Source organism: Brevibacillus sp. AY1, assembly GCF_029870785.1.
GTDB classification, from domain to species: Bacteria; Bacillota; Bacilli; order Brevibacillales; family Brevibacillaceae; genus Brevibacillus; species Brevibacillus invocatus.
The window spans coordinates 105,360-131,258 of sequence record NZ_JAFLPN010000009.1; the positions used below are offsets into that span (position 1 = coordinate 105,360).

Annotated in this window: 25 protein-coding genes and 1 riboswitch; of the genes, 19 read left to right on the forward strand and 6 right to left on the reverse strand. The window is 51.2% G+C overall.

Annotated features, from left to right (window positions below; genetic code table 11):
- Positions 1 to 7 precede the first annotated feature (7 nt).
- The 3 genes from eutC to cls all read left to right on the forward strand — a co-directional run bounded on the left by eutC (position 8) and on the right by cls (position 3,606).
- The gene (eutC, locus tag JZI27_RS10460) at positions 8 to 901 is read left to right on the forward strand and encodes an ethanolamine ammonia-lyase subunit EutC (RefSeq protein WP_280207480.1); all 894 of its coding nucleotides are present in this window, start codon (positions 8 to 10) and stop codon (positions 899 to 901) included.
- Positions 902 to 1,037: 136 nt separating this feature from the next.
- Complete coding sequence (locus tag JZI27_RS10465; protein ID WP_280207481.1) at positions 1,038 to 1,985, forward strand: aminopeptidase; 948 nt, start codon at positions 1,038 to 1,040, stop codon at positions 1,983 to 1,985.
- Positions 1,986 to 2,157: 172 nt separating this feature from the next.
- Positions 2,158 to 3,606 (forward strand): cardiolipin synthase, encoded by a 1,449-nt coding sequence (cls, locus tag JZI27_RS10470; protein WP_122908010.1) that lies wholly within the window; start codon positions 2,158 to 2,160, stop codon positions 3,604 to 3,606.
- 32 nt (positions 3,607 to 3,638) lie between these two features.
- On the opposite strand, the gene JZI27_RS10475 is transcribed toward cls, so the two are convergent.
- On the reverse strand, positions 3,639 to 5,279 hold the full coding sequence (locus tag JZI27_RS10475) for a M20/M25/M40 family metallo-hydrolase (protein ID WP_280207482.1): 1,641 nt from the start codon (positions 5,277 to 5,279) through the stop codon (positions 3,639 to 3,641).
- An 83-nt stretch (positions 5,280 to 5,362) separates the two neighbouring features.
- Positions 5,363 to 5,980, reverse strand: coding sequence for a DUF3298 and DUF4163 domain-containing protein (locus JZI27_RS10480; protein ID WP_122908008.1), 618 nt, complete (start codon positions 5,978 to 5,980; stop codon positions 5,363 to 5,365).
- 215 nt (positions 5,981 to 6,195) lie between these two features.
- Between JZI27_RS10480 and JZI27_RS10485 the strand changes: the two genes are divergently transcribed.
- From JZI27_RS10485 to JZI27_RS10515, 7 genes are all read left to right on the forward strand, one after another.
- Positions 6,196 to 7,674 carry a methyl-accepting chemotaxis protein gene (locus tag JZI27_RS10485; RefSeq protein WP_280207483.1) on the forward strand — a complete coding sequence of 493 codons (1,479 nt, stop codon included), beginning with the start codon at positions 6,196 to 6,198 and terminating at the stop codon, positions 7,672 to 7,674.
- Positions 7,675 to 7,760: 86 nt separating this feature from the next.
- A riboswitch (SAM riboswitch) is annotated at positions 7,761 to 7,875 on the forward strand.
- A 201-nt stretch (positions 7,876 to 8,076) separates the two neighbouring features.
- Positions 8,077 to 9,120, forward strand: coding sequence for a BMP family protein (locus JZI27_RS10490; RefSeq protein WP_280207484.1), 1,044 nt, complete (start codon positions 8,077 to 8,079; stop codon positions 9,118 to 9,120).
- 93 nt (positions 9,121 to 9,213) lie between these two features.
- Positions 9,214 to 10,743 (forward strand): ABC transporter ATP-binding protein, encoded by a 1,530-nt coding sequence (locus tag JZI27_RS10495; protein WP_251242692.1) that lies wholly within the window; start codon positions 9,214 to 9,216, stop codon positions 10,741 to 10,743.
- Positions 10,718 to 11,788 (forward strand): ABC transporter permease, encoded by a 1,071-nt coding sequence (locus tag JZI27_RS10500; protein ID WP_122908004.1) that lies wholly within the window; start codon positions 10,718 to 10,720, stop codon positions 11,786 to 11,788. Before JZI27_RS10495 ends, JZI27_RS10500 begins: the two co-directional genes overlap by 26 nt.
- Entirely contained in the window at positions 11,775 to 12,689 is a 915-nt protein-coding gene (locus JZI27_RS10505; RefSeq protein ID WP_122908003.1) for an ABC transporter permease, read from the forward strand. Before JZI27_RS10500 ends, JZI27_RS10505 begins: the two co-directional genes overlap by 14 nt.
- A gap of 30 nt (positions 12,690 to 12,719) precedes the next feature.
- Positions 12,720 to 13,382 carry a sulfite oxidase-like oxidoreductase gene (locus tag JZI27_RS10510; protein ID WP_280207485.1) on the forward strand — a complete coding sequence of 221 codons (663 nt, stop codon included), beginning with the start codon at positions 12,720 to 12,722 and terminating at the stop codon, positions 13,380 to 13,382.
- Between the two features lies 1 nt (position 13,383).
- Entirely contained in the window at positions 13,384 to 14,109 is a 726-nt protein-coding gene (locus JZI27_RS10515; protein WP_280207486.1) for a nucleoside phosphorylase, read from the forward strand.
- Between the two features lie 69 nt (positions 14,110 to 14,178).
- Here the strand turns inward: JZI27_RS10515 and JZI27_RS10520 are convergent, their stop codons facing one another.
- The 4 genes from JZI27_RS10520 to JZI27_RS10535 form a co-directional block, all read right to left on the reverse strand.
- Entirely contained in the window at positions 14,179 to 14,721 is a 543-nt protein-coding gene (locus JZI27_RS10520; RefSeq protein WP_251242805.1) for a DinB family protein, read from the reverse strand.
- A gap of 65 nt (positions 14,722 to 14,786) precedes the next feature.
- Positions 14,787 to 15,734 (reverse strand): helix-turn-helix transcriptional regulator, encoded by a 948-nt coding sequence (locus JZI27_RS10525; protein ID WP_280207487.1) that lies wholly within the window; start codon positions 15,732 to 15,734, stop codon positions 14,787 to 14,789.
- 4 nt (positions 15,735 to 15,738) lie between these two features.
- Positions 15,739 to 16,401: a bacillithiol biosynthesis deacetylase BshB2 gene (gene bshB2, locus JZI27_RS10530; protein ID WP_122907999.1), complete on the reverse strand. Its 663-nt coding sequence runs from the start codon at positions 16,399 to 16,401 to the stop codon at positions 15,739 to 15,741.
- Complete coding sequence (locus JZI27_RS10535) at positions 16,398 to 16,769, reverse strand: YojF family protein (protein WP_122907998.1); 372 nt, start codon at positions 16,767 to 16,769, stop codon at positions 16,398 to 16,400. Before JZI27_RS10535 ends, bshB2 begins: the two co-directional genes overlap by 4 nt.
- Positions 16,770 to 17,033: 264 nt before the next feature.
- Here JZI27_RS10535 and JZI27_RS10540 point away from each other — a divergent pair, with 264 nt between their 5' ends.
- The 9 genes from JZI27_RS10540 (at position 17,034) to JZI27_RS10580 (ending at position 25,470) form a co-directional block, all read left to right on the forward strand.
- Positions 17,034 to 17,225 (forward strand): glycerol-3-phosphate responsive antiterminator, encoded by a 192-nt coding sequence (locus JZI27_RS10540; RefSeq protein WP_276330092.1) that lies wholly within the window; start codon positions 17,034 to 17,036, stop codon positions 17,223 to 17,225.
- A complete protein-coding gene (locus JZI27_RS10545; protein ID WP_280207488.1) occupies positions 17,203 to 17,865 on the forward strand; it encodes an HAD family hydrolase in 663 nt (220 codons plus the stop codon). The genes JZI27_RS10540 and JZI27_RS10545 overlap by 23 nt, the downstream gene beginning before the upstream one ends.
- A 3-nt stretch (positions 17,866 to 17,868) precedes the next feature.
- Positions 17,869 to 18,933 carry an ABC transporter ATP-binding protein gene (locus JZI27_RS10550; protein ID WP_280207489.1) on the forward strand — a complete coding sequence of 355 codons (1,065 nt, stop codon included), beginning with the start codon at positions 17,869 to 17,871 and terminating at the stop codon, positions 18,931 to 18,933.
- A complete protein-coding gene (locus JZI27_RS10555; protein ID WP_122907994.1) occupies positions 18,933 to 19,886 on the forward strand; it encodes a carbohydrate ABC transporter permease in 954 nt (317 codons plus the stop codon). The genes JZI27_RS10550 and JZI27_RS10555 overlap by 1 nt, the downstream gene beginning before the upstream one ends.
- Positions 19,887 to 19,907: 21 nt before the next feature.
- The gene (locus JZI27_RS10560) at positions 19,908 to 20,735 is read left to right on the forward strand and encodes a carbohydrate ABC transporter permease (RefSeq protein WP_122907993.1); all 828 of its coding nucleotides are present in this window, start codon (positions 19,908 to 19,910) and stop codon (positions 20,733 to 20,735) included.
- Between the two features lie 77 nt (positions 20,736 to 20,812).
- A complete protein-coding gene (locus JZI27_RS10565; RefSeq protein WP_481752807.1) occupies positions 20,813 to 22,153 on the forward strand; it encodes an ABC transporter substrate-binding protein in 1,341 nt (446 codons plus the stop codon).
- A 25-nt stretch (positions 22,154 to 22,178) separates the two neighbouring features.
- Positions 22,179 to 22,898: a glycerophosphodiester phosphodiesterase gene (locus JZI27_RS10570; protein WP_280207491.1), complete on the forward strand. Its 720-nt coding sequence runs from the start codon at positions 22,179 to 22,181 to the stop codon at positions 22,896 to 22,898.
- A 204-nt stretch (positions 22,899 to 23,102) separates the two neighbouring features.
- Positions 23,103 to 23,702: an SET domain-containing protein gene (locus JZI27_RS10575; protein ID WP_122907991.1), complete on the forward strand. Its 600-nt coding sequence runs from the start codon at positions 23,103 to 23,105 to the stop codon at positions 23,700 to 23,702.
- Between the two features lie 106 nt (positions 23,703 to 23,808).
- Entirely contained in the window at positions 23,809 to 25,470 is a 1,662-nt protein-coding gene (locus JZI27_RS10580) for a glutamine--tRNA ligase/YqeY domain fusion protein (RefSeq protein ID WP_280207492.1), read from the forward strand.
- Positions 25,471 to 25,899: the final 429 nt, after the last annotated feature.

The following is a 25,899-nucleotide window of genomic DNA, read 5'->3' on the forward strand; positions in this document are numbered from 1 at the left end:
AACCAGGATGGAACAGCAACTGGATATGCTGGTAGACAAGGTAGTGGCTGAACTGCAGAAAAAGCTCACTGAAATGGCCCGGCAAACCGGTCATCCAAAAGAGCAGAAGCATGACGAAGCAGTGGCTCACGAGACTGCCGGTGAGGAGCAGCCTGTTGTAGCGGAAGAACCTGTGAGAATGGCCCAAGTTCCCCATCCTAAATGGCAGGAGGGTCTTGTGGAGCTGTTGGACAGCACCCCTGCGCGTATCGGGGTGTGGCGTACGGGTGTCAGGCCGTTGACGAAAACCATGCTTCAGCTAAGGCGTGATCACGCGGCTGCTGTGGACGCCGTGTATGGCGAGGTCAGTCAGCCTTTGCTCGATGAGTTTTCCCTTTTTACGGTGGAGACGCAGTACGACAATACGGAAAATTATTTGAAGCGTCCGGATATGGGGCGCATCCTGAATGATGAAGGCGTGCGCCTGTTGCAGGAACGCTGCCAAAAGAGACCACAGGTGCAGATCGTGGTATCGGATGGGCTGAGCGCCAGTGCTGTCGACGCCAATTTGCGCGACGTTCTCCCATCCTTGATGGATTCCCTGAAAAGCTACGGGCTTACATGCGGAACATCATTCTTTGTAAAAGGTGGCAGGGTAGCCAGCATGGACCATATTGGAGAACTGCTGCAGCCCGAGGTGCTGGTGCTCCTGATCGGTGAGCGACCGGGCCTGGTGACCGCTCATTCGATGAGTGCGTACATGTGCTATCGTCCACGCAAGGGAATGGTAGAGTCAGAACGTACCGTCATCTCCAATATTCATCGACAGGGCACTTCCCCGATCGAGGCAGGTGCTCACATCGGCACGATCCTGAGCAAAATGCTGGAGCAAAAAGCGAGCGGAGTAAAGCTGGTCTTATAATTCAATAGGAAACCGTCCATGCAGGTCTGGGCGGTTTCGTTGTTTTCATTGTCCGTCCTATGTTCCCAGAGTAAAATGAAGGGGAAAGATTGCGGTAGGATTGTTCTGGAAATGACGTGACAAAGGAGAATATCCAATGAACTTGATCGAGACCAGCAAGCGAATCTTGACCCAATGCATGGCATTGCAAGCAGGAGAGACCTTTTTGGTAGTGGCAGACGATGTGAAGCGGGAATTGGGAGAGGCACTGTGGGAAGCGGGCAGACAGCTTGGTGCCGAAGCCGTCTTGATGGTGATGCAGGAGCGGGAAAAATCAGGGCAGGAGCCGCCAAAGGCTGTTGCGGAGGCCATGAAAAGCTCCGCAGTGGTCGTATGTGTGACCGAGCATTCCTTGACCCATACCAAAGCGCGCAAGGAAGCTGCGGCGAATGGAGCCAGATTGGCCACCATGCCGAGCATTACCGCTGATATGTTTCTTGAGGGAGCCATTACGGCAGACTATGTCCAGGTGAGAAGTTTGACAGAAAAGGTGACGGAGCTCCTGAGTGCAGCGAGCAGCGTACGGATCGAGAAAGAGGGCAAGAGCTTGACCTTCTCCATCGCGGATCGAAAAGGAGTACCCAGCACGGGCATGTATGTCAATCCGGGCGAGTCTGGCAACCTTCCTTCCGGTGAAGCGTACATTGCACCCGTGGAAGGGACGGCAGAGGGTCAGATCGTAGTCGATGGCTCCATCTCCGGCATCGGAAAAATAGATACACCCCTTTTATTAACCATACAAAACGGTCGGATTACCGGGACAGAAGGGGAATCGGGTGAACGCTTACTGCACATACTGGGTGAGCTGGATGGCAGGCTTCTCGGTGAATTCGGGATCGGAACCAATGACAAGGCCAGAATCACGGGTGTTGTTCTGGAGGACGAAAAGGTGTACGGGACCATTCATGTGGCGTTTGGCAGCAACAACACATTTGGCGGAACGATTGCAGCAGGCGTACACATCGATCTCGTGGTGAAAGCGCCAGACGTTTATTTGGATGACCGATTGATTATGAAAAAGGGTCAGCTTATCGACCTGCCATAGCAGTAATGGTGTTAAAAGCCTGGTTCACAGACCGGGTTTTTTCGTGAAAACACGGTGGCTCCTGCTTGGATAAGGACTAATTAGACGTTTTCTTAACGTACGTGGAAGAGGTGAGATGATTCCCTCTTGCGTTTCGTGTAAAATAATAGAAACAAAACTCGGATGTGGTGTGATGCATTTGCTGGAGCAAGTCTTTGCTATCATTTCTGTAGTCAATCTGATCTTGGCTGCAGTTTTAATTTTTATGGAGCGACGCAATATCGCGGCTACCTGGGCTTGGCTGATTGTTCTTCTGTTTTTGCCGGGCGTCGGGTTTATTGTGTATTTGATATTGGGACATAAGCTGAGCAAAAAGAAGCTGTATCGGCTGCAGGAAGGCGAGTTTTCCCATTTTCGAGCGGCAGTAGACAAGCAGAAGCTGCTTTTGGAGAGTGGCGATTTTCCGGTTCATGACCCGGCAATGGAACGGCATCGGGACATGATCTATATGAATGTTGTCAGCGACGGGGCTTATTACACTCAGGACAATGCCGTACAGGTTTTTGCTGAAGGGGAGCCTTTGTTTGATACCATGCTCGAGGATATTGAAAAGGCCCGGCACCATGTTCACCTGCTGTACTACATCTTTCGCAATGACGAATTGGGCAAGCGCCTGGTGCAATTGCTTGCTGCCAAGGCGGCTCAAGGGGTAGAAGTGCGCGTCCTGTACGATGCTGTAGGTTCGGCAGCGCTATCCTCGCGCGTCTTTCGTCCCTTGGTTGCGGCAGGAGGAGAAGTAGCCGCTTTTTTCCCGTCGAGCATCCCGTTTGTCAATTTCCGGGTTAATTTTCGCAACCATCGAAAGCTGACCATCATCGACGGCAAGATCGGCTATATTGGCGGTTTCAACATCGGGGATGAATACCTGGGCAAGAGCAAGTATCTCGGGTATTGGCGAGACACGCACTTGCAGATACAAGGAAACGCTGTCTACATGCTGCAAGCTCGCTTTTTCCTGGATTGGAATTTGTCTTCGCCAAAGCGGATGCAGGAATCCCCTGTCTATTTTCCGGTGATCGGCGAGCTGGCGAATGGGGTAGGTGTTCAGATCGTGTCTAGCGGTCCGAATTCCGAGAAGCAGCAGATCAAGCATGCTTATCTGAAAATGATCTACAAGGCACGCAAAAAGATTTACCTACAGACCCCTTACTTCGTGCCTGACGAGAGTATCCTGACAGCGATGAAGATGGCAGCCATGTCTGGGGTAGATGTCCGGTTGATGGTTCCTGGTATTCCCGATTCCAAGATGGTGTTTTGGGCCACGCACTCTTATCTGGGGGAAATGCTGAAGAGCGGTGTACGCTGTTACCTGTATGAAAAAGGCTTTATGCATGCCAAGACACTGGTTGTGGATACGCAGATCGCTTCGGTCGGAACAGCCAATGTAGATATTCGCAGCTTCAAGCTCAATTTTGAGACGAATGCTTTTCTCTACGATACGGGGATGGCCGAGCAGCTGGAGGAGCTTTTCCTTCGAGACCTCGAGAATTCCAAGGAACTGACCATGGCGGAATACATGAACAGACCGATTCACATGCGGATCAAAGAGTCGTTGACCCGCTTGCTTTCCCCGATATTATAATCAGTTGAAAATGGCGTGCAAAAACCAGCAGGTTAAGAAACCTCGCTGGTTTTTGCTTCCTTCAGAAGTGTATGGATACAGTGCTGAAGCATCTCGTGCAATGTTCCAAAGGCGTAGTCCACATCAAGTCTTTCCGTCCATTGATGAGCATCCCGACCGACTGGACCCAGATTCAAGACAGGCACATCAAAAGCTTCCAGAGCCTGCATGGGAATGGAGTAGCCTTTGTCCCACATCGGCATATTGTGAATGAGCGGCTGCATGGAGGATGCCGGATACTGCAAGCCTGCGTAGCTCAGGTCTGAAATGCCGCCGAAGTAGCTTTGCCTGATCAACGCGATCTGGTGGTGAGCTTGTGCATAGGCCTCCATTTCTGCAACCGTTCGCTGAGTCACAGGGTGCTGGCGCGAAGAAACGGCCGGGTAGAATGGGGGAGCGAAAAACAGAATGATCATGGGCGAAAGCTCCTTGCACAAGGCCGCCAGTTGATCCACCAGCTCAATCGTCATGTCGCGGTCATCCATCCTTCCCCGCTCGGCTAAAACGCTGCCCAGTATCTGCTCCACCTTTTCTTCGCCATGTGTACGAAGCGCGTAGGCATGCAGTGCTTCATAGGTCATGACCTGGATAGACAGAGGGCGAGGCGTGAATGGACTGTTCTGTGCAAACAGATCGGCCTGCTTGGCGTATGCCTGCTTGATTTTCTCAGCTGCGTTGGTGGCTGCTTCCAGCAAGCTTTCCACGACATCCTCCATCTTTTTTTCCAGCAAGAAGAGATTGAACAGGGTGACCGCGCGATGGGGAATCTGGACCGAGTATTCTTTTTTGAGATCCTTTTGTATCAGATTGGTAGGCGGAGCAGTAGCTTCACCGTCTACGATCTCACAAAAAGCGGTGTTCAGCTCCAGCTCACACGTCAGCTGAGAGGCCATGAGATTTCCGTTCAGTCCAGCGAATGGCTCGCCAACATGCGTCTCTTTGCCATAGCAGAGAAAGCCGGGGAGAACTTTGCCGATGGAACCGGTGTAGATATACTTGTTCTGATCGCCGGGGAAACGGGGGAACATCGGCTCGGAATTCAGCACGGTCTTGTAATGCAAATCAAATTCCTGCGCCAGCTCCAGCAATACCGGGACAGCCGCGCGCATTCCGACGGAGTTGACTTCTTCGTCGGGGACAGTCAAGAGCAGGATATTGCCATCAAACTCGCCAGCACAAGCCTTTTCCACCATCGACATGTGCAGGGCGAGGCCGCATTTCATATCCATCGTACCGCGTCCGAAAAGCCAGTTTCCCGTCTCCATATCACGCTGTACGGCAGAAGGCAGCTCTTGCTGCTGGGCTTGGAAGAGAGAAGTAAGCTGTTCAGGGTCAAAAGCATGCGTTTTCCAGGAGCCATAGTCCTCTACGTCGACAACATCAAAATGGCTGATGAGAATGACGGTGTCCCGTGCGCCTTCTTTTTTGACCAGTGCGGTGACGAAGAGGCGGCCATCGTCTGTAGGCGTTGCCCGGACGTGACCGGGGTTTCGCTGGAAATAGGGCAGGGTGTTCAACTGCTCGATCAGATAGGTGGGCAGGAGCTTTTCCGCTGTAGAGCCTGTAACGCTGGGAATTTGGACTAGCCCGCACAAGAGATGGATTAGCTGATCCTTGGTCTGCCATTTTTTCATGAGTAGGGCCCCCGTTTTTGTAGGATAGTGGAGTCTAATATTCCCTCTTGAAATCGGATATCCTGCCTGGATTTCACGGATCGTCAGTCTGCTGACAGGATGCTGAGCGGGCTATTGTCCGCGACAATGGCTTCGATGTCGTACACAGAGATGGGGAACATCGGAAAGCCGACATAGTATGGGCTTAATTCATAGAGCTGGAAGTAAATGACCAGCGATTTGTCTGCGACATAAAAGTCTTGTTCGGGCGAGATCGTGGTAAAGGGGTTCAAGGTAGGAATTTGTCTTTGCTGGATCTGCTTCTTGATGTTTTCAGATAAGATTCTCACGTAATCACTGCCGGGCTTGAACAACTCGCGCAAATTGTAGATCTTGCCAGTCTGTACATCGGCTGTCAGCGAGCCGAGAAACGTCATGGGATGAGCCATCGGCGGCGTGTAGGCAAAGTTGCTCATGGTAACGCTGAAAATGCCTCGTTCATTGGTTTTGATCTCGTAGCTTCCCTGCATCTGTGTATTTCCCTGTATCTGAACGCGTTCCTGTTCATGGATCAGTCCATTGACGGTTTGCAGCAATGATTTGTTAATCTGCTGCTCAGCCTGTTGGTTGGACAGACCGGTCAATTGTGGATAGTAAATCCGCGTATGGGGGCGCGTTATGGTTCGCGTCAGGACACTGACAGGCAGTTGATTTCGCTCCATGTTTATCTGTTCCTTCCTTTTGGATTCATTGTGTACGTTCTGCTTCCTATCAGCCTATTCCGCTCTGGAATAAGTGGTCAGTAAAAGCCGTGATTATTTTATTGGAAATATTTCTATTCTTTATCAAATTCTTCACAAGTTCGCATGAATTTTGCGTTTCATACGTTCTATAATGGGGAAGAAAACCACATGTAAGAGGGAAAAGGGGGGGAATCATGATTCAGTTAGTGCGAAACACCCTGACAAACAAAGAAGGATTTATGATTTTTATTTTGTGGAATCATCTCTGGATGGCAGGCTTGATCGCGTATCAAATGGATGTGAACTTCTGGCTCGTTACTTCACTGGGACTGCTGGTGACCCTGATTGTATCGCCGTATTATTTCATTCGTAAGGACAGCCGAATCATTCGTTACCTAGTAGCTATTGGACTTATGTTTTATGCGATTTCATTCGATCACTTTACCCCTTATGAAGAAGTCTCGTTTCTTGCTTTTATTGTATTGGGATTTTTGGCTGCCTATCTGGATTGGAAGCTGGTGGTGTTTGCCGGCATTACGCAAGCCATCGCTACGGGAGTCGGTTTTTACACGAGACAGTACGATCTGTTCAGCGGTGATTTCTCTGAAGTAAATCTGATCGTGCGCGTCGTCGCGATCTTCGTAATGATGATTGCACTCACGTATTTGTGTCTGGCTGGACAAGCTTCTTTGAGGCAAGCGAATGCAGCGAGACAGGAAGCAGAGGAGAAGGAGCAGCGTTTGGTAGAGATGCTGGAGCAAATCCAGCTGATGACGGAACAGTTGGACCGCACTTCGCAATACGTACACGGGCACGCTGAGGGAACCCGACAAAATACAGATGATATGATGATCGCCTTCAAGGAAGTCGCGACTGGCATGGAGGCACAGGCGAACTCCACCGTGAAGATCGAGGAGGAAGTCCAGCAGATCGACCAGGAAATCGTATCGGTGACCGAGAAAGCAAACATGATGAAGACCGAGGCGGATCAAAACAACAGACGTCTGGTCGAAAGCGTAGCGAGAATGAATGAGCTGTCCACCCAGATGGAGCAGATCGTGCAAGCCGTTCATGTAGCTTCTGCGACGATCAACCAGTTGAATCGTCAAGCCAACCGTGTAGAGGAAATCGTCGGGGCCATTAATCAGATCGCATCGCAAACCAACCTGCTGGCACTCAATGCCGCGATCGAGTCGGCTCGTGCTGGTGAGCATGGACGCGGTTTTGCCGTAGTCGCGGACGAGGTACGCAAGCTGGCGGAGGAAAGTGCCACTGCTACACAGGAAATTAACCAAATCCTGCAATCGCTTCATCAGGAAAGTCAGAACGCCGTCTACCATATGAGCAATGGGGAAACCTCGGTTGCAAAAGGAAAAGAGCTAGCGGTACAGACGGTCGCTGCGATCGAAGCGGTACGAGCAGGAATGGAAACGTTCCTGTCTGCCACGGAGCATGTTCGCACGAGTATGGACCTGGTAAAAAGCCGTTCTGGCGAAGTGGCAGCCGAGATGTCTACCATTACCGCCGTAACCGAAGAATCCGTAGCCAATCTGGAAGAGTTGTTCGCAACCGCGGAGAACCAGCAGTACAAGGTTCGCGAGATAACAGATGAGTTGGGCGAGCTGAACAAGCTTTCCCACAGCCTGCAGCAATCCTTCCAAACCAAGGAATAACGCAAACTGTATTCCCAGATGAAAATAATTTACGTTTTTCAAAGAGTCTGTTAAACTAAATCCGTATCAACCGAATAGATTCACCTACCTTATCAAGAGCGGCGGAGGGACTGGCCCGATGAAGCCCGGCAACCACTGTACCATGTACAGCAAGGTGCCAATTCCTGCAAAATCCAAAATGTGGATTTTGACAGATGAGGAAGAGGATAGCGATAGCTGCGAACTCTTCCCAAAAGGAAGAGTTTTTTTGTTTGTTGAAAGGAGAGAGGTGGAATACACGAACGTTTTTAGTATATTTTATGAAAATATACGCATATAATGTTGTTTTTTTGCCAAAAAAAACGTACATTACCTATTAGAGATCAAAAACGCGAAAGAATTTGTGTGAGAGAGGGAGACATCATGAAGAAGTTATGGTTGGCTTTAACGACATTTGCCGTTTTGGCAACAGGTTGCGCTGGTGGCGGAAATGCACCGGTAGACAATGGACAAGCCTCTGGACAAGCTCCAGCGGAACAAAAGGAAGAACCAGCAGTGAAAAAACGCATCGCTTTGGTCCTGCCTGAGAAAATCGGGGTAAACCCATTCTTCCAGCAAATGGACGATGGTGCCAAAAAAGCAGCTGAAGAATTAGGTGCTGAACTGAAAACGATCGAATCGACCGACTACGGCGCGATTGAAGAAAATCTGCGCGTGGCTGTAGCTGAACAATATGACCTGATCATCACATCCTCCTTTGAATCCGAGGATGCCCTGAAAAAAGTGGCAGCTGAAAACCCTGATCGCAACTTCGCGATCATTGATACCGTGATCGACCTGCCAAACGTTCGCAGCGTAACTTTCCGCGAGCAGGAAGCAGCCTATCTGATGGGTGCTGCTGCTGGTCTGGCGACAAAAACAAACAAAGTAGGTATGGTCGTAGCGATGGACATCCCTTTGTTGAAGAAATGGACAGGCGGTTTTTCTGAAGGCTTGAAAGCCACCAATCCAAATGCTGAATTCATCGTCAACTACGTGGGCAGCTTCACCGACCCGGCAAAGGCGAAGGAGCTGGCATTACTGCAAGCTTCTCAAGGTGCTGACTTCATCAACGGCGCTGCTGCTGTTGGTGACCTGGGCGTTTTTGAAGCAGCCAAGGAAAAAGGCTTCTATACCGCAGGTCAAGACGTAGACCGTACTGTGATCGATCCGGAGCACATCGTATTGTCCCAGCTGAAAGGTACAGATGCAGCAGCTTATGAAACCGTGAAATCTTTTGTAGAGGGTACATTCCAGCCTGGAGTAGTTACCTATGGTTTGAAAGAAAAAGGCGTGGGCGTTACCTATATCACACACGACAGTGCAACCCCACTGCATGCCTTCATTGGACAAGAGGTTGTAGACAAAGTAAAGGCAATCAACGAAGAAATCGTGGCGGGTACGCGCAAAGTGCCTGAATCGTTCTAATCGAACAGCTCAGTGAAAATGGCGTGACCGACTACGGTTGTAGTCGGTCTGCTGTTGTATGGGGAGAGGAAATGACAAAAGGAGGGGATCGCGATGGCCCACCGATTAGAAATGAGGGAAATGACCAAGAAGTACGGCGATTTTACTGCCAACGACAAGGTGTCGATCACACTTGGTGCAGGTGAAGTACACGCTATCGTCGGAGAGAACGGGGCGGGAAAGACGACGTTGATGCGGATGCTGTACGGGATGGAACAGCCCACATCTGGGGAAATTGTGCTGAATGGAAAACCGGTTGCCTTTCGCGGTCCGAACGACGCGATCCAGCATGGGATTGGCATGGTTCATCAGCACTTCATGTTGTTTGGCGAGTTCAGTGTGGCAGAAAATATCGTAATTGGCTACGAGCCTAGGAAGAGCGGCTTTTTTCTGCGCAAAGATGCGGCAGCCAAGGTGCGCGAACTGAGTGAGCAGTACCGCATTCCTGTAAACCCGCAGGCTCTTGTCGCGAATTGCTCGATTGGAGAGCAACAGCGGGTGGAGATTCTCAAGGTATTGTACCAGGGCGCAGACATCATCGTTTTGGATGAACCGACAGCAGTTTTGACACCACTTGAGGTAAAAGACTTGCTGCAAACTATCCGTAATCTCGCGGAGAGCGGGAAAAGCGTTATATTGATCACGCACAAGCTCCAGGAAGTGATGGAAGTAGCCGATCGAATCACCGTGCTGCGCGGAGGAAAGGTGACAGGGAGCGTAGCCAAGGATCAGACCAATGTGGACGATCTGGCACGCCTGATGGTCGGACGGGAGCTGCAGCAATTGAGTGAAAGGCTCCCGCTGGATGGCAAGCCTTTGCTGCAGGTGGAAAATCTGACGGTCCGCGATAAACAGTCGCTGTTGGACCAGGTGAGCTTCACCGTTCATCACGGAGAAATTGTGGGGATTGCCGGGGTTTCTGGCAATGGACAGTCCGAGTTGCTGCAAGCGATTAGCGGCCTTCGGAACATCCAGGATGGTACCATCCGATTGTCGGGTGTTGATGTGACCAATCAATCGGTAGCCAAGGTACGTGAAACAGGACTTTCCCACATCCCGGAAGACCGTTATTTATGGGGGACCGCGAAGCAGGAGAGCGTGGAAGAAAACGCACTGATGGGCTACCAGCGAAAACCGGCTTACTATCGTCGCGGAGTGATTTTACGTGATGCCTTCCGCCGGGTCGTACAGGAATGGGTCAACCGGTTTGCGATCAAGACGGGTTCCAAGCAATTGAATGAACAGGCAGGCAATCTCTCTGGGGGTAACCTGCAAAAGCTGATCGTCGCTCGAGAGCTGGGGCACGAGACCCCGTTTTTGATGGCCGCAGAACCGACACGTGGTGTCGATATTGGCGCGATGGAGTACATCCATCAAGCTTTGATTGAAAAGAGAAACAGCGGAGACGGTATTCTGCTCGTTTCTTCAGAGCTTTCGGAAATCATGGCTTTATCCGACAGAATCCTGGTCATGTACAAGGGACGGATCGCAGGAGAGCTGTCCCGTGCAGAGGCGACAGAAGAAAAAATCAGCGTGCTGATGGCAGGAGGAAGCGTTCATGGTAGCAGTCAAAGAGCTGTGTAAGTCACTGGTTCAACCGCTTTTGGCCGTCATCATCGGCTTGCTAACCGGGGCGCTGGTGATTGCTGCAGTAGGGGAGTCGATTATCGGCACGTATCAGGAAATGTGGAAAGGGGCTTTCGGTAATTTTTATTTCTTTTCTTCCACATTGGCTCGTGCAACGCCGATTATGCTGATCGCTCTCGGTCTTGCCCTGGCTTTCCGTGCAGGGGTTTTTAACCTGGGGGCAGAGGGCCAGATGGTTCTCGGGGCTATCAGCGCGACACTGGTAGCGATCTACCTGCCTGCACCGGGAATCGTGAAGATACTGGCAGCGTTGGTTACCGGGATTGTGGCTGGCGGTCTGTGGTCGCTCATGGCCGGGTACATGGAAGCCAAATTCCGCATTCCTTTGTTGATTTCCACGTTATTGCTGAACTATATCGCGGTGTTGTTTGCCAGCTATCTGGTCAGCGATCCCTTTCAGGATAAAAGCGGTTCCGCTGCACTGGCTCAGACCGTCATGCTGGAGAAAGGCGCGTGGCTGCCTAAGCTGTTCGCGGGAATGAGTGTGCATAGCGGCTTTATCATCGCGATTGTAGCAGCATTGCTGTTGTTTTGGGTCATTCGTTTTACACCGTTTGGCTATGAAGTGAAAATGCTCGGTCACAACCCGTTTTTTGCCCAGTACGGTGGGATTCACCGAATCAAGGTCATGCTGACCGGAATGTTTGCCAGCGGCGCGTTTGCGGGGTTGGCGGGGACAGTAGAGGTGCTCGGCGCTCATTACCGCTTTGTAGATGGAGCCTTGACCGTACCCAATTTCGCTTGGACAGGACTGATGGCGACCTTGCTCGCGAATTCCAATCCGATCGGAGTGATTTTTACGTCGATTCTGCTCGCTGCCTTTCAGACAGGGGCGATGGGCGTGGAGAGGAATACCGAGGTTCCGTTGGAGCTGGCGAGCGTGATTCAAGCGGTGCTTATCCTGTTCATTTCCGCAAGATTCAGCTACAGCTGGTGGAAACAGCGGAAGAAGAAAGGGGGAGAATCGCATGGAGTGGCTTGATTGGTCCCTCGTTAGTTCGACGATCCGCATGGTGACGCCGATTTTGTTGGCTGCTCTGGGCGGAGCGCTCTGCTCACGTGTCGGTATTTTTAACGTCGGCTTGGAAGGCCTGGTGCTGGTTGGCGCATTTGCCGCGATCGTCGGGAATCATTTTACCGGGAGTTTGTTTCTGGCGGTTTTGTTCGCGGCTGCGGCCAGCGTGCTGTTCTCTCTGTTATTTTCCTACATGACGATTGGGTTGAAGGCGAATGAGATTGTCGTTGGTGTGGCCATCAACTTTTTGGCATTGGGACTTACGACCTTTGCCCTGCGTGCAGTCTTTGATGTGAAGGGAGCTTTCTACGACAAGGACATGGCTGGCCTGCCGCGTCTGGAGATCCCGCTCATTCACGATATCCCAGTCTTGGGGGAAATCGTTTCCGGTCACTCGCCATTGGTCTATCTGGCGTTCCTGGCGTCGATTCTGCTCTATATCTTCTTTTATCGTACCGTTACCGGCTTCCGCGTTCTCGCGGTGGGAATGAACCCGGTCGCAGCGCGCAGTCTGGGGTTGAAAACAACTCGTTTGCAGGTGATGGCGATTCTTCTTTGCGGCGTCCTCTGCGGTGTAGCAGGCGCACAGCTTTCCCTGGGACAGGTGACGATGTTTACGGAAGGGATGACGGCTGGTCGCGGCTTTATCGCGCTGGTAGCCATGATGATGGGACAGTCCCATCCACTCGGCATCCTGGCATCGAGCTTGTTGTTTGGTTTTATGGATGCACTTAGCATACGCCTGCAAGGCTTTTCGTTGCCGACACAATTTACGTCCATGCTGCCGTATGTTCTGACGATTGTGGCGATGTTCTTCCTGAAAGACAAGAACGGAGGAGCCAGCAGCAATCAGCAAAGCGCTCGTTGATCGTGACAGGAAAAAGGAGGAAGGAACAGCATGAACAAAGCAGATCGCATCAAACGAATGAAGGTTCCAGCAGTAGACCCGGCGCTGGCAAGACGATTGCCGCCTGGGCAAGTACTGACGGAGCGATTCCCTATTTTGCATGAAGGGGATGTCCCGGAATACGACATGGAGCAATGGACACTGCGTGTGTTTGGGGAAGTGGACCGGGAAGTAACCCTGCGTTACGCTGATATATTGGCGATGCCGCAGAAGACCGTGACGCGCGACATTCACTGCGTCACGCGCTGGTCGCGTTTTGACAATGCGTTTACAGGCGTGGGCTTTCGCGAATTCATGCAGGCCATCGGAATTACGCCACACAGCTCATACGTGATGCTTCACGGCGATCACGACTATACTGCCAATCTGGCTCTGAGCGATCTGGATCGGGATGATGTCCTGCTGGCTCATTCATTCGAGGGAGAACCGCTTACTGACAAGCACGGCTGGCCCTTGCGCCTGGTCGTTCCGCATCTGTACTTCTGGAAAAGTGTGAAATGGCTGCGTGGGATCGAATTCATCACGGAAAACAAGCCTGGCTTCTGGGAACAAAACGGCTTTCATATGAACGGAGATCTATTCCTGGAGGAGCGATTCTCCGGTGAAGCCCTGCCGATTCCAGAAGACGAGTGGGAGAAAAAGGAGTTTGATTAAGATGCTGACCAATCTGAAAGTAGATCCAGAGCAACTACCCAAGCGTATTATCGTTTGCGGCGATCCGAAAAGAGCAGCGCTGATTGCGTCCAAGCTGACGGATTATCGCAGTATCGGGGAAAACCGGGAATATCACAGCTACGCCGGGACATGGAAAGGCGTCGAAGTAGCCGTAGTCAGTCATGGCGTAGGTTCGCCTGGGGCGGCAGTCTGCTTCGAGGAACTGGCAAAGGGCGGCGCACAGGTGATGATTCGCGTGGGTACGGCTGGTTCGTACCAGAAGGAGATTACGCCTGGCAGTCTGGTGATCAGCTCATCGGTGGCTCGTCAGGACGGATTAACCAGCCAGCTGGTGCCAGCAGGATTCCCGGCAGTGGCGGACCGCCATGTGGTCGAAGCACTGGCACAGGCGGCGAATAAGCATGAGGCCAATCTCAAGGTGGCAGAAGGCATCACGCTAACTCTGGATGTTTTTTACAACGGCGTGCTGGAATTCCCGCACAAGCTGTATCAAAAAGCAGGTGTACTGGCTGTGGAGATGGAAAATTCCGCGCTGTTCGTGATCTGTGCGCTCAGAGGTGTAAAAGCAGGCTCGATTCTTGCGATAGACGGCTACGCGGATGCAGACCTTTTGGAAAGCTACAACCCACATACAGAGGAAATGGCCAAAGCGATTGAAGCAGAGGCATCGATTGCACTCGATGCGGTGATTCAGGTTGAGATATGATCAGGTAGAATGAAGAACGAAAAAGCCGAAGAACCTCCCAAGAGGAAGGTCTTCGGCTTTTTTCTACTTTCATGCTTGCAGACTTGTCCAGGCGTTTTTCAACCGTTCCTGCTGCAAGAAATGATGACGGTAGTGCATTTCAATCAACGCAAACCATTCCCTAGCATCCAGCGCACCGAATCCGGGATGCATCACTTTATGGAGAGATGTACGGGCATCCAATCGCGGCGCTGTTTCCTCCATACGCTGCAGCACCGTCTGGAAGCCTTTGACGATTTGCTCTTTGCTCTCTGGTTGCGGAGGCGTATATTGAGGTGACGCTGGAACCTGAATGCGGATGGGAGGAATGGCTCCTTGGGAAAATACGGTTTCACCCACCTCGGATTTTCCAGCATTCAAAACAGGGGGGTGTTGTTCTTTTGAGATGCAGGTTTCTACGTTATTCAGTTGCATGTACAGCGCGGTATTGATCAGATGCAAATACATCTGTCCAAGCGACCAGTCCTCGTCCCTTTCCTTCCATGTCAATCGCTCCATAGAAAGCGCTTCGACCTCACGGAGGTATAGATCTGAGTGCTCAGCCACTCGCTTTATGATTTCGCGTGTATTCATCATCACTGCCAGCTCCTTTTGCTTTGGTAGCCCCAGTATAAAAAAACACTACTGACACCGGTATGTCAGTAGCGTTCCAGCATTTTTTGCGCTTCTTCACGAACGAGCTTGCGCAGGGAATCCGGCTCGAGGACCACGACATCCCCACCCCAGCCGAGCACCCATTTCAACAAATCTTCGGGGTGACGAACGCGCAGGCTGACGAGCAGCCCATCAGGATGCTCCTCGATCTTCTCCATAAAGAAGTTTCTGCTTTCCATCATTTTATCGCGGATGCTTGTATCTGCGAGGATGCGCACCTGGATATTCCGGTCATCAGGCGGTTTGTATTGCTCCAAATGAAAATCATCCGGAAGACAATACTCTTCCTGTAGCAGGGCGAGTTCTTTCATTCGAGACAAACGGAAATGGCGAAGCTCGTTGCGCAGATCACAATGAGCGAGAAGCGTCCATGTACCTTGGACGAGAACCAGCCCATAAGGCGCTACGACCCGGAAGCTGTGGCGATTCCCGTCTGCTTCAGGCAGGCTTTTTACATAATGAAAGCTCACCTTGCGCTTTTCGATGAGAGCGCTACGAATCAGCTCCATAAATCTCAGCTCGTCGTCTGAGATTTGGTAGCCGTTGGCGGTGACTAGCTTCATCGTGGAACGAATACGTTCGACTTCTTCACGCGCACTTTGGGGAAGAATCGCCTCTATCTTTTTCTGGGATGATTGCGCCTTGGCACCGTATCCGGCATCAAAATGCTGTTCGATCCAATCAGTGCCGATCAGCAAGGTCACCGCTTCCTCCGCCGTGAAGTTGACAGGTGGCAAAAAATAGCCGTCCACAAGGGAATAACCGATTCCAGTCGCTCCTATGATCGGAACGCCTGATTCACTTAATGCCTGAATATCCCGGTAGATGGTGCGGACGCTCGTTTCGAAAATCGCTGCCAAATCCTCCGCGCGCAGCAGCTCCTTACGCTGCAACTCAAGCACGATTGCTAACATCCGGTCTGTTTTGTTCATATCCCTACGTCCAGCGATACGTATAATACCGTTCTGTTTTCAAAAAGCGGCTTAGCTCTGCATTCGGATTGTTTGCGTCTTCCAAGTATTTTTCAAGTGTTCGAGCTGACTGGGTATAGTGTGCTTTGATGGCATTCAGCTTGCCGTCTGCCACGTGGGCAATATCCACGACGACATCTGGCTCGCCCAGTACCTGCAGATGGTTACTGGAAAAGGCAACACAATAAAGGGTGGGGCGCTCATTCAAAGGAATGCGTTGGAGTGCCTCGATCGTCGCTTCCGCCATCGCCTCGTGGTCGGGATGAACCGAATGTCCGGGGTAATACGTGTAGACGACTGTCGCTTGAATCTCCTGCACGACCTGAAAAATCCTGTCTGCCATCGCTTGTCTGTCTTCGAATTCTACGGTTTTGTCATGGTATCCCAGCAGACGCAGATCGGTTATGCCCAGATGCCGGCATGCCTCCTGCAGCTCCCGCTTGCGAATTTGCGGCAATGTCTCTCGGTTGGCTGTGATCGGACTGCCCATCTGGCGTCCCATTTCTCCCAGTGTTCCACATAGATAAGTAATCGTGGCCCCGGCTTGGGCATGCATGATAATGGTTCCGCCCAAGCTAAACGTCTCATCGTCTGGGTGAGGAAAGACTAGCAGTACACGTGGCTTCATGCGTTTTCCCCGCTTTCCGCGCCGAATGGCGTGACGCTGAGTTGGAAGGCAATGGTCAGACGGCCTTCTTCATCGTGACCAGCCAGCAGCAAACAGTGCTCCGAGCTGTCAGGCTCCCAATCCGTGAGACCCTCCGCATAGATCCAGCCATGCTCCATCTTCAGGCCGACACGATAAGGGCCGTTTCCGGTGATCATGCCGCGCTCAAAGCGCACTACCACATTGCGCACAAAAGAACCGACAGAAATCGTTTTTTCTCCCCGCAGAACGGCGTAGGAGCCATTGGTTGTTTCCAGATGGAGATAAACATCGCGATTGAAAAACTGGGTCAATAGTGGCTGTACCTTTTCAGGCGAGATCGGCTGCATGATTTCCCTCCTAGCATAACGTCGATATTCCTATTTTATCTCTTCGCATGAGAAAAAGAAGATGAAACGGCACTTTACAAAACCAACGAGGTTTGTTTACATCTCCTTCACGTCCTCTTAACGTACACCAGCTACCATATGAAGTAACAAGTGAATGTTCCCAAAAGGGTGGAGACATGGAGAAACCCCTGACATCTTTTCCAAGCACTTTCCTCGGAAGTTCTTTGGCAACGACATGTCATGGGGTTTTTTGCTGTCGAGCTGATGCCAGCCTTGTTGCCCGAAATGATCGAAGAGTACAGAAGGGTGCTGGACACCCCGATTATAGCCGGTGGCCTGCTTCGAACACGAGATCAAATGCATATTGCCTTAAACAGCGGAGCCATCGCAGTTTCTGTGGGATCCCCCACTTTATGGAAGGAGAATGTACACCATGTCCCAAGCCCTGTTGTTTGATTTGGATGGTACATTGCTGGACAGTCGAGACGCAGTGATTGCAGCCGTGGCCTTCACGGCAGAAAGGTACGCACCTGGCAAGTTCAGCCGTGAAGATCTGCTCGGACGCTTTGGAGAATCCTTTGACGATTTTCTTGCAGTTGTAGCGGAATCTGCCGGGGAAATGAACAAACAGGATGTATTGAATCTCTATTTTGCATACGTACGGGAAAACCTTGCTCGTCATACCAAACTGTTTCCCGGAGTCAAAGAGGGATTGGAGCAGCTGAAGGCTTCTGGATATCAGCTTGGTGTAGTGACCAACAAACAGCGCGAATTTGCAGTAGCAGGTCTGGAGCTGGCGGGCATCGATTCTTATTTCGATGTCGTGGTGGCGGTAGATGATGTCATGCGCGGCAAGCCTTCTGCAGAGCCTGTGCTGCGTGCCTTGACGCTGATGGGCAAACAGCCTGAGCAGGCGATGATGATCGGAGACAGCCGTTATGATGTAGTCGCTGCCTGGGAAGCAGATGTGCCTTCCGTGGTATTGGAATGGTACGGATGTGAAGAGTGGAAATACGTGATCCCTACGTACCGTTATCCTGATTTTCGCACGTTTGTTGCCGAACTTTTGACTGTCCAAACCAAAGGAGGGAGATAAGGGATGGCACGAGTGGAACTGAACCAGATTACCAAAGGCTTTCAGAATCAAACGGTGGTAAAAGGAGTGAATCTGGTCATTCCGGACGGTTCCTTTACCGTTCTGGTAGGACCATCTGGCTGCGGGAAGTCGACCACGCTTCGGATGATTGCCGGCCTGGAAAGTGTGACGAGCGGGGAAATCCAGATTGGCGATCAGGTGGTCAATCAGCTGCCACCAGGGAAACGGGATGTCGCGATGGTTTTTCAAAACTATGCTCTCTATCCCACGATGAATGTGTACGACAACATTGCCTATGGTTTGCGCAATCGCGGAACCTCCAAGAAGGATTGCAAGATATTGGTCGAGGAGATCGCGGAAATCGTAGGTTTGACCCCGTATCTCAAACGCAAGCCATCCCAGCTCTCAGGTGGACAGCGTCAGCGTGTGGCACTGGCACGAGCGATGGTGAAAAAACCAAAGGTGTTCTTGATGGACGAACCGCTGTCCAATCTGGACGCCAAGCTGCGCAACCAGATGCGCGTGGAGCTGACCAGCCTGCATAAACAACTGGGTAGCACCTTCATTTACGTGACGCATGATCAGGTGGAAGCGATGACGATGGGTGATCAGATTGTCGTGATGAGCGAAGGAAACATCATGCAGGTGGCAGCACCGATGGATCTGTATCAGGAGCCGGAAAATCTATTCGTTGCCCAGTTCATTGGATCTCCTGCCATGAACATCATCCCGTCAGAAAATGACAGTCGGAAGCTCTGGGGATTTCGTCCGGAAAAGGCTTTGATCATGTCCGATGCCGTCACAACTGTATCGACCAATGAGATGATTACGCTGCGCGGCAGCATTGTCTCCCGTGAAATTTTGGGTGCGGACTCTCTCTACTACGTGGAGACCGGGAAAGGTCGCGTTGTGGTCAAGATGGACACCGATCAGACCGTAGAGCTGCAAACGAGTGTACAAGTTTGTGTGCCTTACTCCCATATCTATGAATTCGACCGTGATAGCGGCAATCGCGTACAGCGCCGGGAAGGGAAGCCTGCTCCCACGCTGGCTGGAGGGATGGTTTGATGCGAAAAGCAGTAGCCGCTCCGCAAATTTCGGGTATAAGCAATCCGACGAAGCAGCAGGTGCGAGCAGGCGTCACGCAGGCCTGGATGGAGCGCCTTCGACCCTATCTGTATGTAGCTCCAGCCCTGACCTTTTTCTTTCTGTTCTTTCTGTTTCCGATCGCCTATGTCATCTACCTTTCCTTTTTTGACTGGACCTTATTGAATCTGGAGGAAATGGACTGGGTCGGATTTGAAAATTACAGCGCATTACTGGCGGAGTCAGACTTCCATCAGGTCCTATGGAACTCTCTCGTGTACACCGTTTCGACCGTCGTTTTAGGCATCTTGCTTTCCTTTTTGCTGGCGCTATGGCTCAACAAAAAAGCGAAGGTCTACGGCGTGATACAGGCGGCTGTCTTCAGTCCTCATATCATCTCGCTCGTGTCTGTCGCGATGCTGTGGATGTGGCTCATGGACCCGCAGTATGGACTGTTGAACGCCTTGCTGGAAATGGTCGGCTTGCCTGGCTACACGTGGCTGGCTGAGACCAAGAGTGCGATGATATCGCTGATTCTCGTCAGCATCTGGAAGGGAGTCGGCTACAACACGCTCGTCTTCATTGCAGGGATGCAAAGCATTCCGCGAGACATCTATGAAGCCGCTGACCTGGATCAATCTCCCTGGTGGAGAACGTTGACGCGAATCACCATCCCGATGCTTTCGCCCACGCTGTTTTTCCTGCTGGTAATCAATACGGTCTCTTCGTTTCAGGTGTTCGACACGATTTACGTCATGACCCAAGGCGGACCTATCAATAGCACAAACATGCTGGTGTTCTACATCTACGAGCAAGGAATGGACTTCTACAACGGCGGTGCTGCTTCAGCGGCTTCTGTCATCCTGCTGGGGCTGGTCGGAATCCTGACCTTCCTGCATTTCCGGGTAATGGGTAAACGCGTTCACTATCAATAAATCAGGAAAGGAGATGAGCGTATGGGACACGTAGGAAGAACCACCTTGAAAATGGTGGAGTGGATCTTGTTGATCGGCGTAGGACTCGTATTCGTCTTCCCGTTTTTGTGGATGTTTCTGACTGCTTTTAAAACGATGCCGGAAGTGTACCAGTTTCCGCCTAGCTGGTGGCCAGAATCCTGGCAGGTCGAGAATTTCCGCAAAGCCTGGAGTTCTGGGCCGTTTCTCACCTATGTGTGGAACAGCTTGGTCGTAGCTGTAGGAACGCTCATCCTGCAGTTTCTGATCGGAGTGCCGGCAGCATATGCATTTGCCCGGTATCGCTTCAAAGGAAAAAACGCCCTGTTCGGCCTCAGCCTGATCGCGCTGATGATTCCATCGCAAGTAATCTTTTTGCCGGTCTATGTACAGATGAGTCACTGGGGGTTGGTCGACACGCTGTGGGCGCTGATCCTGCCTTTTGGAGCGAGTGCATTCGGAATCTTCCTGCTTCGGCAGTCCTTCATGCAGGTTCCTGATGAGGTGATCGAGGCAGCTCGTCTGGACAATGCTTCCGAGTGGAAAATCATGTGGACGATCATGGTGCCGCTCGCCAAGCCCGTGCTGGTTACGTTCGGTCTGTTCAGCTTCATCTATCACTGGAACGATTACTTCTGGCCGTTGATCATGACCAATAGCGACAGCGTCAGAACGCTTCCCATCGGAATCTCGATGCTCAAAGCAGCTGAAGGAGGCAAGCAGTGGAATGTGATCATGGCAGGGAACATGATGCTGGTATTCCCGATTCTGGTCGTGTTCTTCTTCGCACAACGCCATATCATCAACGCATTTGTCTACCAATCCAAGTAAGAACGCGGGCAGTCAAAGCTGTTCGCGAGCACATAAAAACATGCAGAGGTTTCGCCATGAAAAAGGAGGAAATTTTCGTGAAAAAGTTCCAAGCATCAATGGTAGCATGTGTATTGAGTGTGACGGCCATTTTGGCTGGCTGCGGCACCAATCAACAAGCAAGTGGGGGCAATCAGGGTACGACGAATACGGCTGCTCCTGCGCAAACTACAGCAAGCGCCCAACCGGCAAGCGACAAGCCCGTGGAAATCGATTTCTGGTATGCGCTTGGCGGACGCAACGGGGAAATGATTCAGGAAATGGTAAAGAAGTTTAACGAAACGCATAAGGATATTGTGGTGAAGGCTGCTTACCAAGGAAACTACTACGAAAACCACTCCAAGGTACTGGCGGCGGTATCGGCCGGCAACCAGCCTGACGTCACGATGGTAGAGGTAGGTTCCATCGGTGCTTTTGCCGACGCGAAGGTATTGGAGGATTTGGGTCCGTACACGAATGGTGCGGAGAGCAAGTACATTCCCGGCCTGCTCGGAAACTCGTACTGGAAGGATAAGCTGTACGCGATCCCCTTTAACCGCTCGACACCTTTACTTTATCTGAACCGCGACATGTTGAAAGCAGCAGGTCTGGATCCGGAAGGCCCGAAAACATGGGAAGAGCTGCGTGAATTCTCCAAGGCCCTGACCAAGAAGGAAGGGGACAAAACGAGCACCTACGGCTTCTCGACTGCAATCGATATCTGGTTCTACGAAGCGCTCGTGTTCCAAAGCGGCGGCAGCATTTTGACGGAAGACAACAAAGCTTTGGCGATCAATAGTGAAGAAGGGAAAGCACCTATCGCCTTCTGGACAAGTATGCTGAAAGAAGGAATTATGAAAGCACCTCCTGGTGAAAAGTACAATGCTTGGGATGTAGCGAAGCAGGACTTCCTGAACGGTCAGGTAGGGATGATTTTCACTTCTACGGGTGACTTGCGCGGACTGAAGGAAAATGCGAAATTTGAAGTAGGGGCTGCTTTCATGCCAGCGAATAAGAACTACGGAGCGCCAACTGGTGGAGCCAACCTGGTTGTACTGGCGAAATCTTCTGATGAAGAGAAAAAAGCATCCTGGGAATTTATCAACTGGATGACAGACACGGCCCAAACGGTACCATTCTCCCTGGAATCCGGCTATATGCCTGTAACGACAGAAGCGGTGGAATCTGCGGAGATGAAAGCTGCTTATGAAAAAGAACCGAACTTCCAGGTAGCGGTCAAGCAATTGGAGTACGCTTCCCCGCGTCCGATGGTTCCTGGCTATAAAGAATTGCAGGAAGTGATCATGACCGAGCTTCAACGTGCAGTGATGGGTCAGGCAACGGTAGAAGAAGCGCTGCAAAAAGCGGATGAAAAAGGGCAAAAGCTGCTGAAAAAATAACGCGAAAGCATGAGGAGCGATCAAGATGAACATTTGCATGGCACATCGCGGCTGGTCTGGAAAAGCACCGGAGAATACGATGGCAGCGATTCGTTTGGCCCTGGCTGAACCGGCTATCGGCGGGATGGAAATTGATGTTCAGCTTTCCCGTGATGGCGTTCCTGTTCTGATCCATGATTTTACGCTGGATCGGACGACCTCAGGAAGCGGTCTTGTGATGGATCACACACTGGAAGAGCTGCGTCAGCTGGACGCAGGGATCTGGTTTGACGAAAAATTCGCAGGAGAGCACATTCCTACGCTGGAAGAAGCTCTGCAAGCTGTCAAAGGTCGATGCACGCTCAATATCGAGCTGAAGGCGACCAGTGACATGTACCCAGGCATAGCAGAGAAAGTGTTGGAGCTGTTGGAGCGCTATGAGATGAAGGATGAGGTATACATCACTTCCTTTGACCACGATCTGATTCGTCAGGTCCGCCAGCTGGATGCTCAGGTTGTGACAGGTTTGATTGTGTTGGGACGTCCTGTTCTCATGCTGGAGCAGCTGGAGGCAGCGGGCGCCAATATCCTGTCTATGGGCTATCCGTATTTGACCCGAGAGCTCGCTTGCGAGGCGCTGGAAAAGGGCTACAAGGTGATCGCTTGGACGATCGACGAGCCAAGAGATATGCAAATCGTCATGTCGTGGCATCCTGAAGTACAGGTATGTACGAACCATCCTGATCGCATGCTGGAGCTTGTTTAGAAATAGGAAAAAGCCGTCGGAGCGGGAAGTCCGGCGGCTTTTCTTTTTCCTCGGGTTACGATCTGCTGGTCTGTCGCCGGCGAACCAGTTGCTGGTTAATCCGTAGTATTAGGCTGGATTTACTCGACTTTCATACACCTCCTGAGCGCCATTTGCTTATGATGATAAAAACTACAGGCAAAGTGGCCAAGGAGTGAAATGTTCATGATGCATCCCGATACAGAGCTTCGGTACATCAATGATGAGATTGGCTACGGTGTGTTTGCTACCCGATTCATTCCCAAAGGGACCATCGTCTGGGCGTTGGATGATCTGGACCAGGTATTGGAGCCGTCTTTCGTGGAAAGACTGGACCCATTGCGAAAACAGGATGTACACAAGTACTCCTTTAAGAATCAGTTGGGCCAATACATTCTCTGCTGGGATAAAGCCAGATATGTCAATCACAGCTTTCATGCGACCTGTGTGGGGACGATGTACGATATCGAGCTGGCAGCGAGGGATATTATGCCAGGCGAAGAACTGACGGACGATTACGGAACGCTAAATTTGGATGAACCGTTTGAATGTTTGCCTGAAGAGGGTACGACCCGCTCTCGGGTAATGCCCGACGATTTGCTTCGTTATTACCAGCTGTGGGATCGCATCGCAGCGTCAGCGTTCCGACATTTTCCAAAAGTAGAGCAGCCGCTCAAGCATTTGATCCGTCCCGAGCATCAGGAGAAGATCCGGGCGATCGTAGAGGAGCATGCGGAAATTGATTCTATTCTCCATCTCTACTGCCAGCCGGAATGGCGGAAGTAGGAATAGCGGGAATAAATCGGGCCGGATAACGGCCCTATTTTGTTGAACTATGCGTGCCGAATAAAGTATTATGGAGTGTAAAGGTGAAGGGAAAGGTTGATTTCAGTTGGAAAACAAGGTAGCGTCATCCTCTTTTATCCGAAATATCGTGATTGAAGACCTGGAAAACGGAAAGGTCAGTGAAGTCATTACCCGGTTCCCACCAGAGCCGAATGGATACCTTCATATTGGACATGCAAAGGCGATTTGCCTGAACTTTGAGCTGGCGGACGAGTTCAATGGAAGAACGAATCTTCGCTTTGACGATACCAATCCCGCCAAGGAAGATATCGAATTTGTAGAGGCGATCAAAGAAGACGTGAAGTGGCTTGGATTCGAATGGGACGGGCTGTTTTTTGCCTCCAACTACTTCGAGGAAATGTACAACCGAGCGGTGCTCCTGATTAAAAAAGGAAAAGCATACGTAGATGATCTCTCCGCAGAAGAGATGCGGAAGCTGCGTGGCACATTGACAGAGCCAGGCGTGGACAGTCCGTTTCGCAACCGTTCTGTGGAGGAAAACCTGGACCTGTTCGACCGGATGCGCAAAGGCGAGTTCAAGGACGGAGAAAAGGTTCTTCGCGCCAAGATCGACATGACCTCTCCCAACTACAATATGCGTGATCCGGTTCTCTACCGTATCTCGCACACGCATCATCACAATACGGGCGATGCCTGGTGCATCTATCCGATGTACGATTTTGCCCATCCGCTGGGGGATGCGATTGAAGGTGTCACGCACTCCCTCTGTTCACTTGAGTTCGAAGATCACCGTCCGCTGTATGACTGGGTGATCCAAGAGTGCGAGATGGAGAGCGAACCGCATCAATACGAATTTGCCCGGCTGAACCTGAACAATACCGTGATGAGCAAGCGGAAGCTGAAGCTACTGGTCGACGAAAATGTAGTAGATGGCTGGGACGATCCACGGATGCCTACCATCGCAGGACTTCGCAGACGCGGCTACACACCGGAAGCGATTCGTACGTTTGCCCGTGAAATCGGGGTTGCACGCAGCAACAGTACAGTTGATTCCAAAATGCTGGAGCACTTCATTCGCGAGGATCTCAAGCTGAAGGCCCCTCGTACGATGGCCGTACTCAACCCGTTGAAGGTGGTTATCACGAACTACCCAGAAGGGCAAGTGGAAATGCTGGACGCGGAAATCAATCCGGAGAACGAGGAAATGGGCATGAGACAAATTCCGTTCTCCCGCGAGATTTACATCGAGCAGGATGATTTCATGGAAAATCCGCCAAGCAAGTACTTCCGTCTGTTCCCAGGCAATGAAGTTCGACTGAAGCACGCCTATTTCATCAAGTGCAATGATGTGATCAAGGATGAGGCAGGCAACGTTGTGGAAATTCACTGCACTTATGACCCGGAAACCAAGAGCGGCAGCGGCTTTACTGGGCGCAAGGTAAAAGGAACCATCCACTGGGTGGAAGCGACACAAGCGGTTCCTGCGGAATTCCGTCTGTACGAGCCATTGATTTTGGACGAGGAAGAAGATCAGGAAGGCACGTTTTTGGACAACATCAATCCGAACTCGCTGGAAATCGTGCAAGGCTTTGTGGAGCCGAACATGAAGGAAGCAAAGCCACAAGACAAGTTCCAGTTTTTCCGTCATGGGTACTTCAACGTAGATACGAAGCATACAACCGCGGACAAGCTGGTCTTTAACCGGATTGTTTCCCTGAAAAGCTCGTTTGAACTTCCAAAAGCATAATCCTCATAAAGCTTGTGTAGACACGCTGCTTGTGCATGAGATTTCGTGCACGGCGGCGTGTTTTCGATTGGAGGGAGTGGGATTGTGAGACATTCCGTTTTTGAGCAGGTAAAACGCTGGGAAAAAGAGGGGACAAGTGCTGATGGTGACGAGCCCACGCGAGACGATCGATGAGATTTTGCGTTTTTTTCATGATTTGACCTGATCATTTTTTATGACAAATAAAAGGGACAAGCGCAGATGCCTTGTCCCTTTTTCAACGTATAGGAATTTATAAGCGTCGCTTATAAATTCTGGAGCGCATAAAAACTTTCCGCAAAACGCGGTCGCTCCTCACTGAGGAGGCTTCGGTAGAGGTTTTTTTATACTATCGGAAAGTTTAAGTGCGCTAAAGCGCTAAAAAGATTAGCGGAAGATAGTATAAGTGCA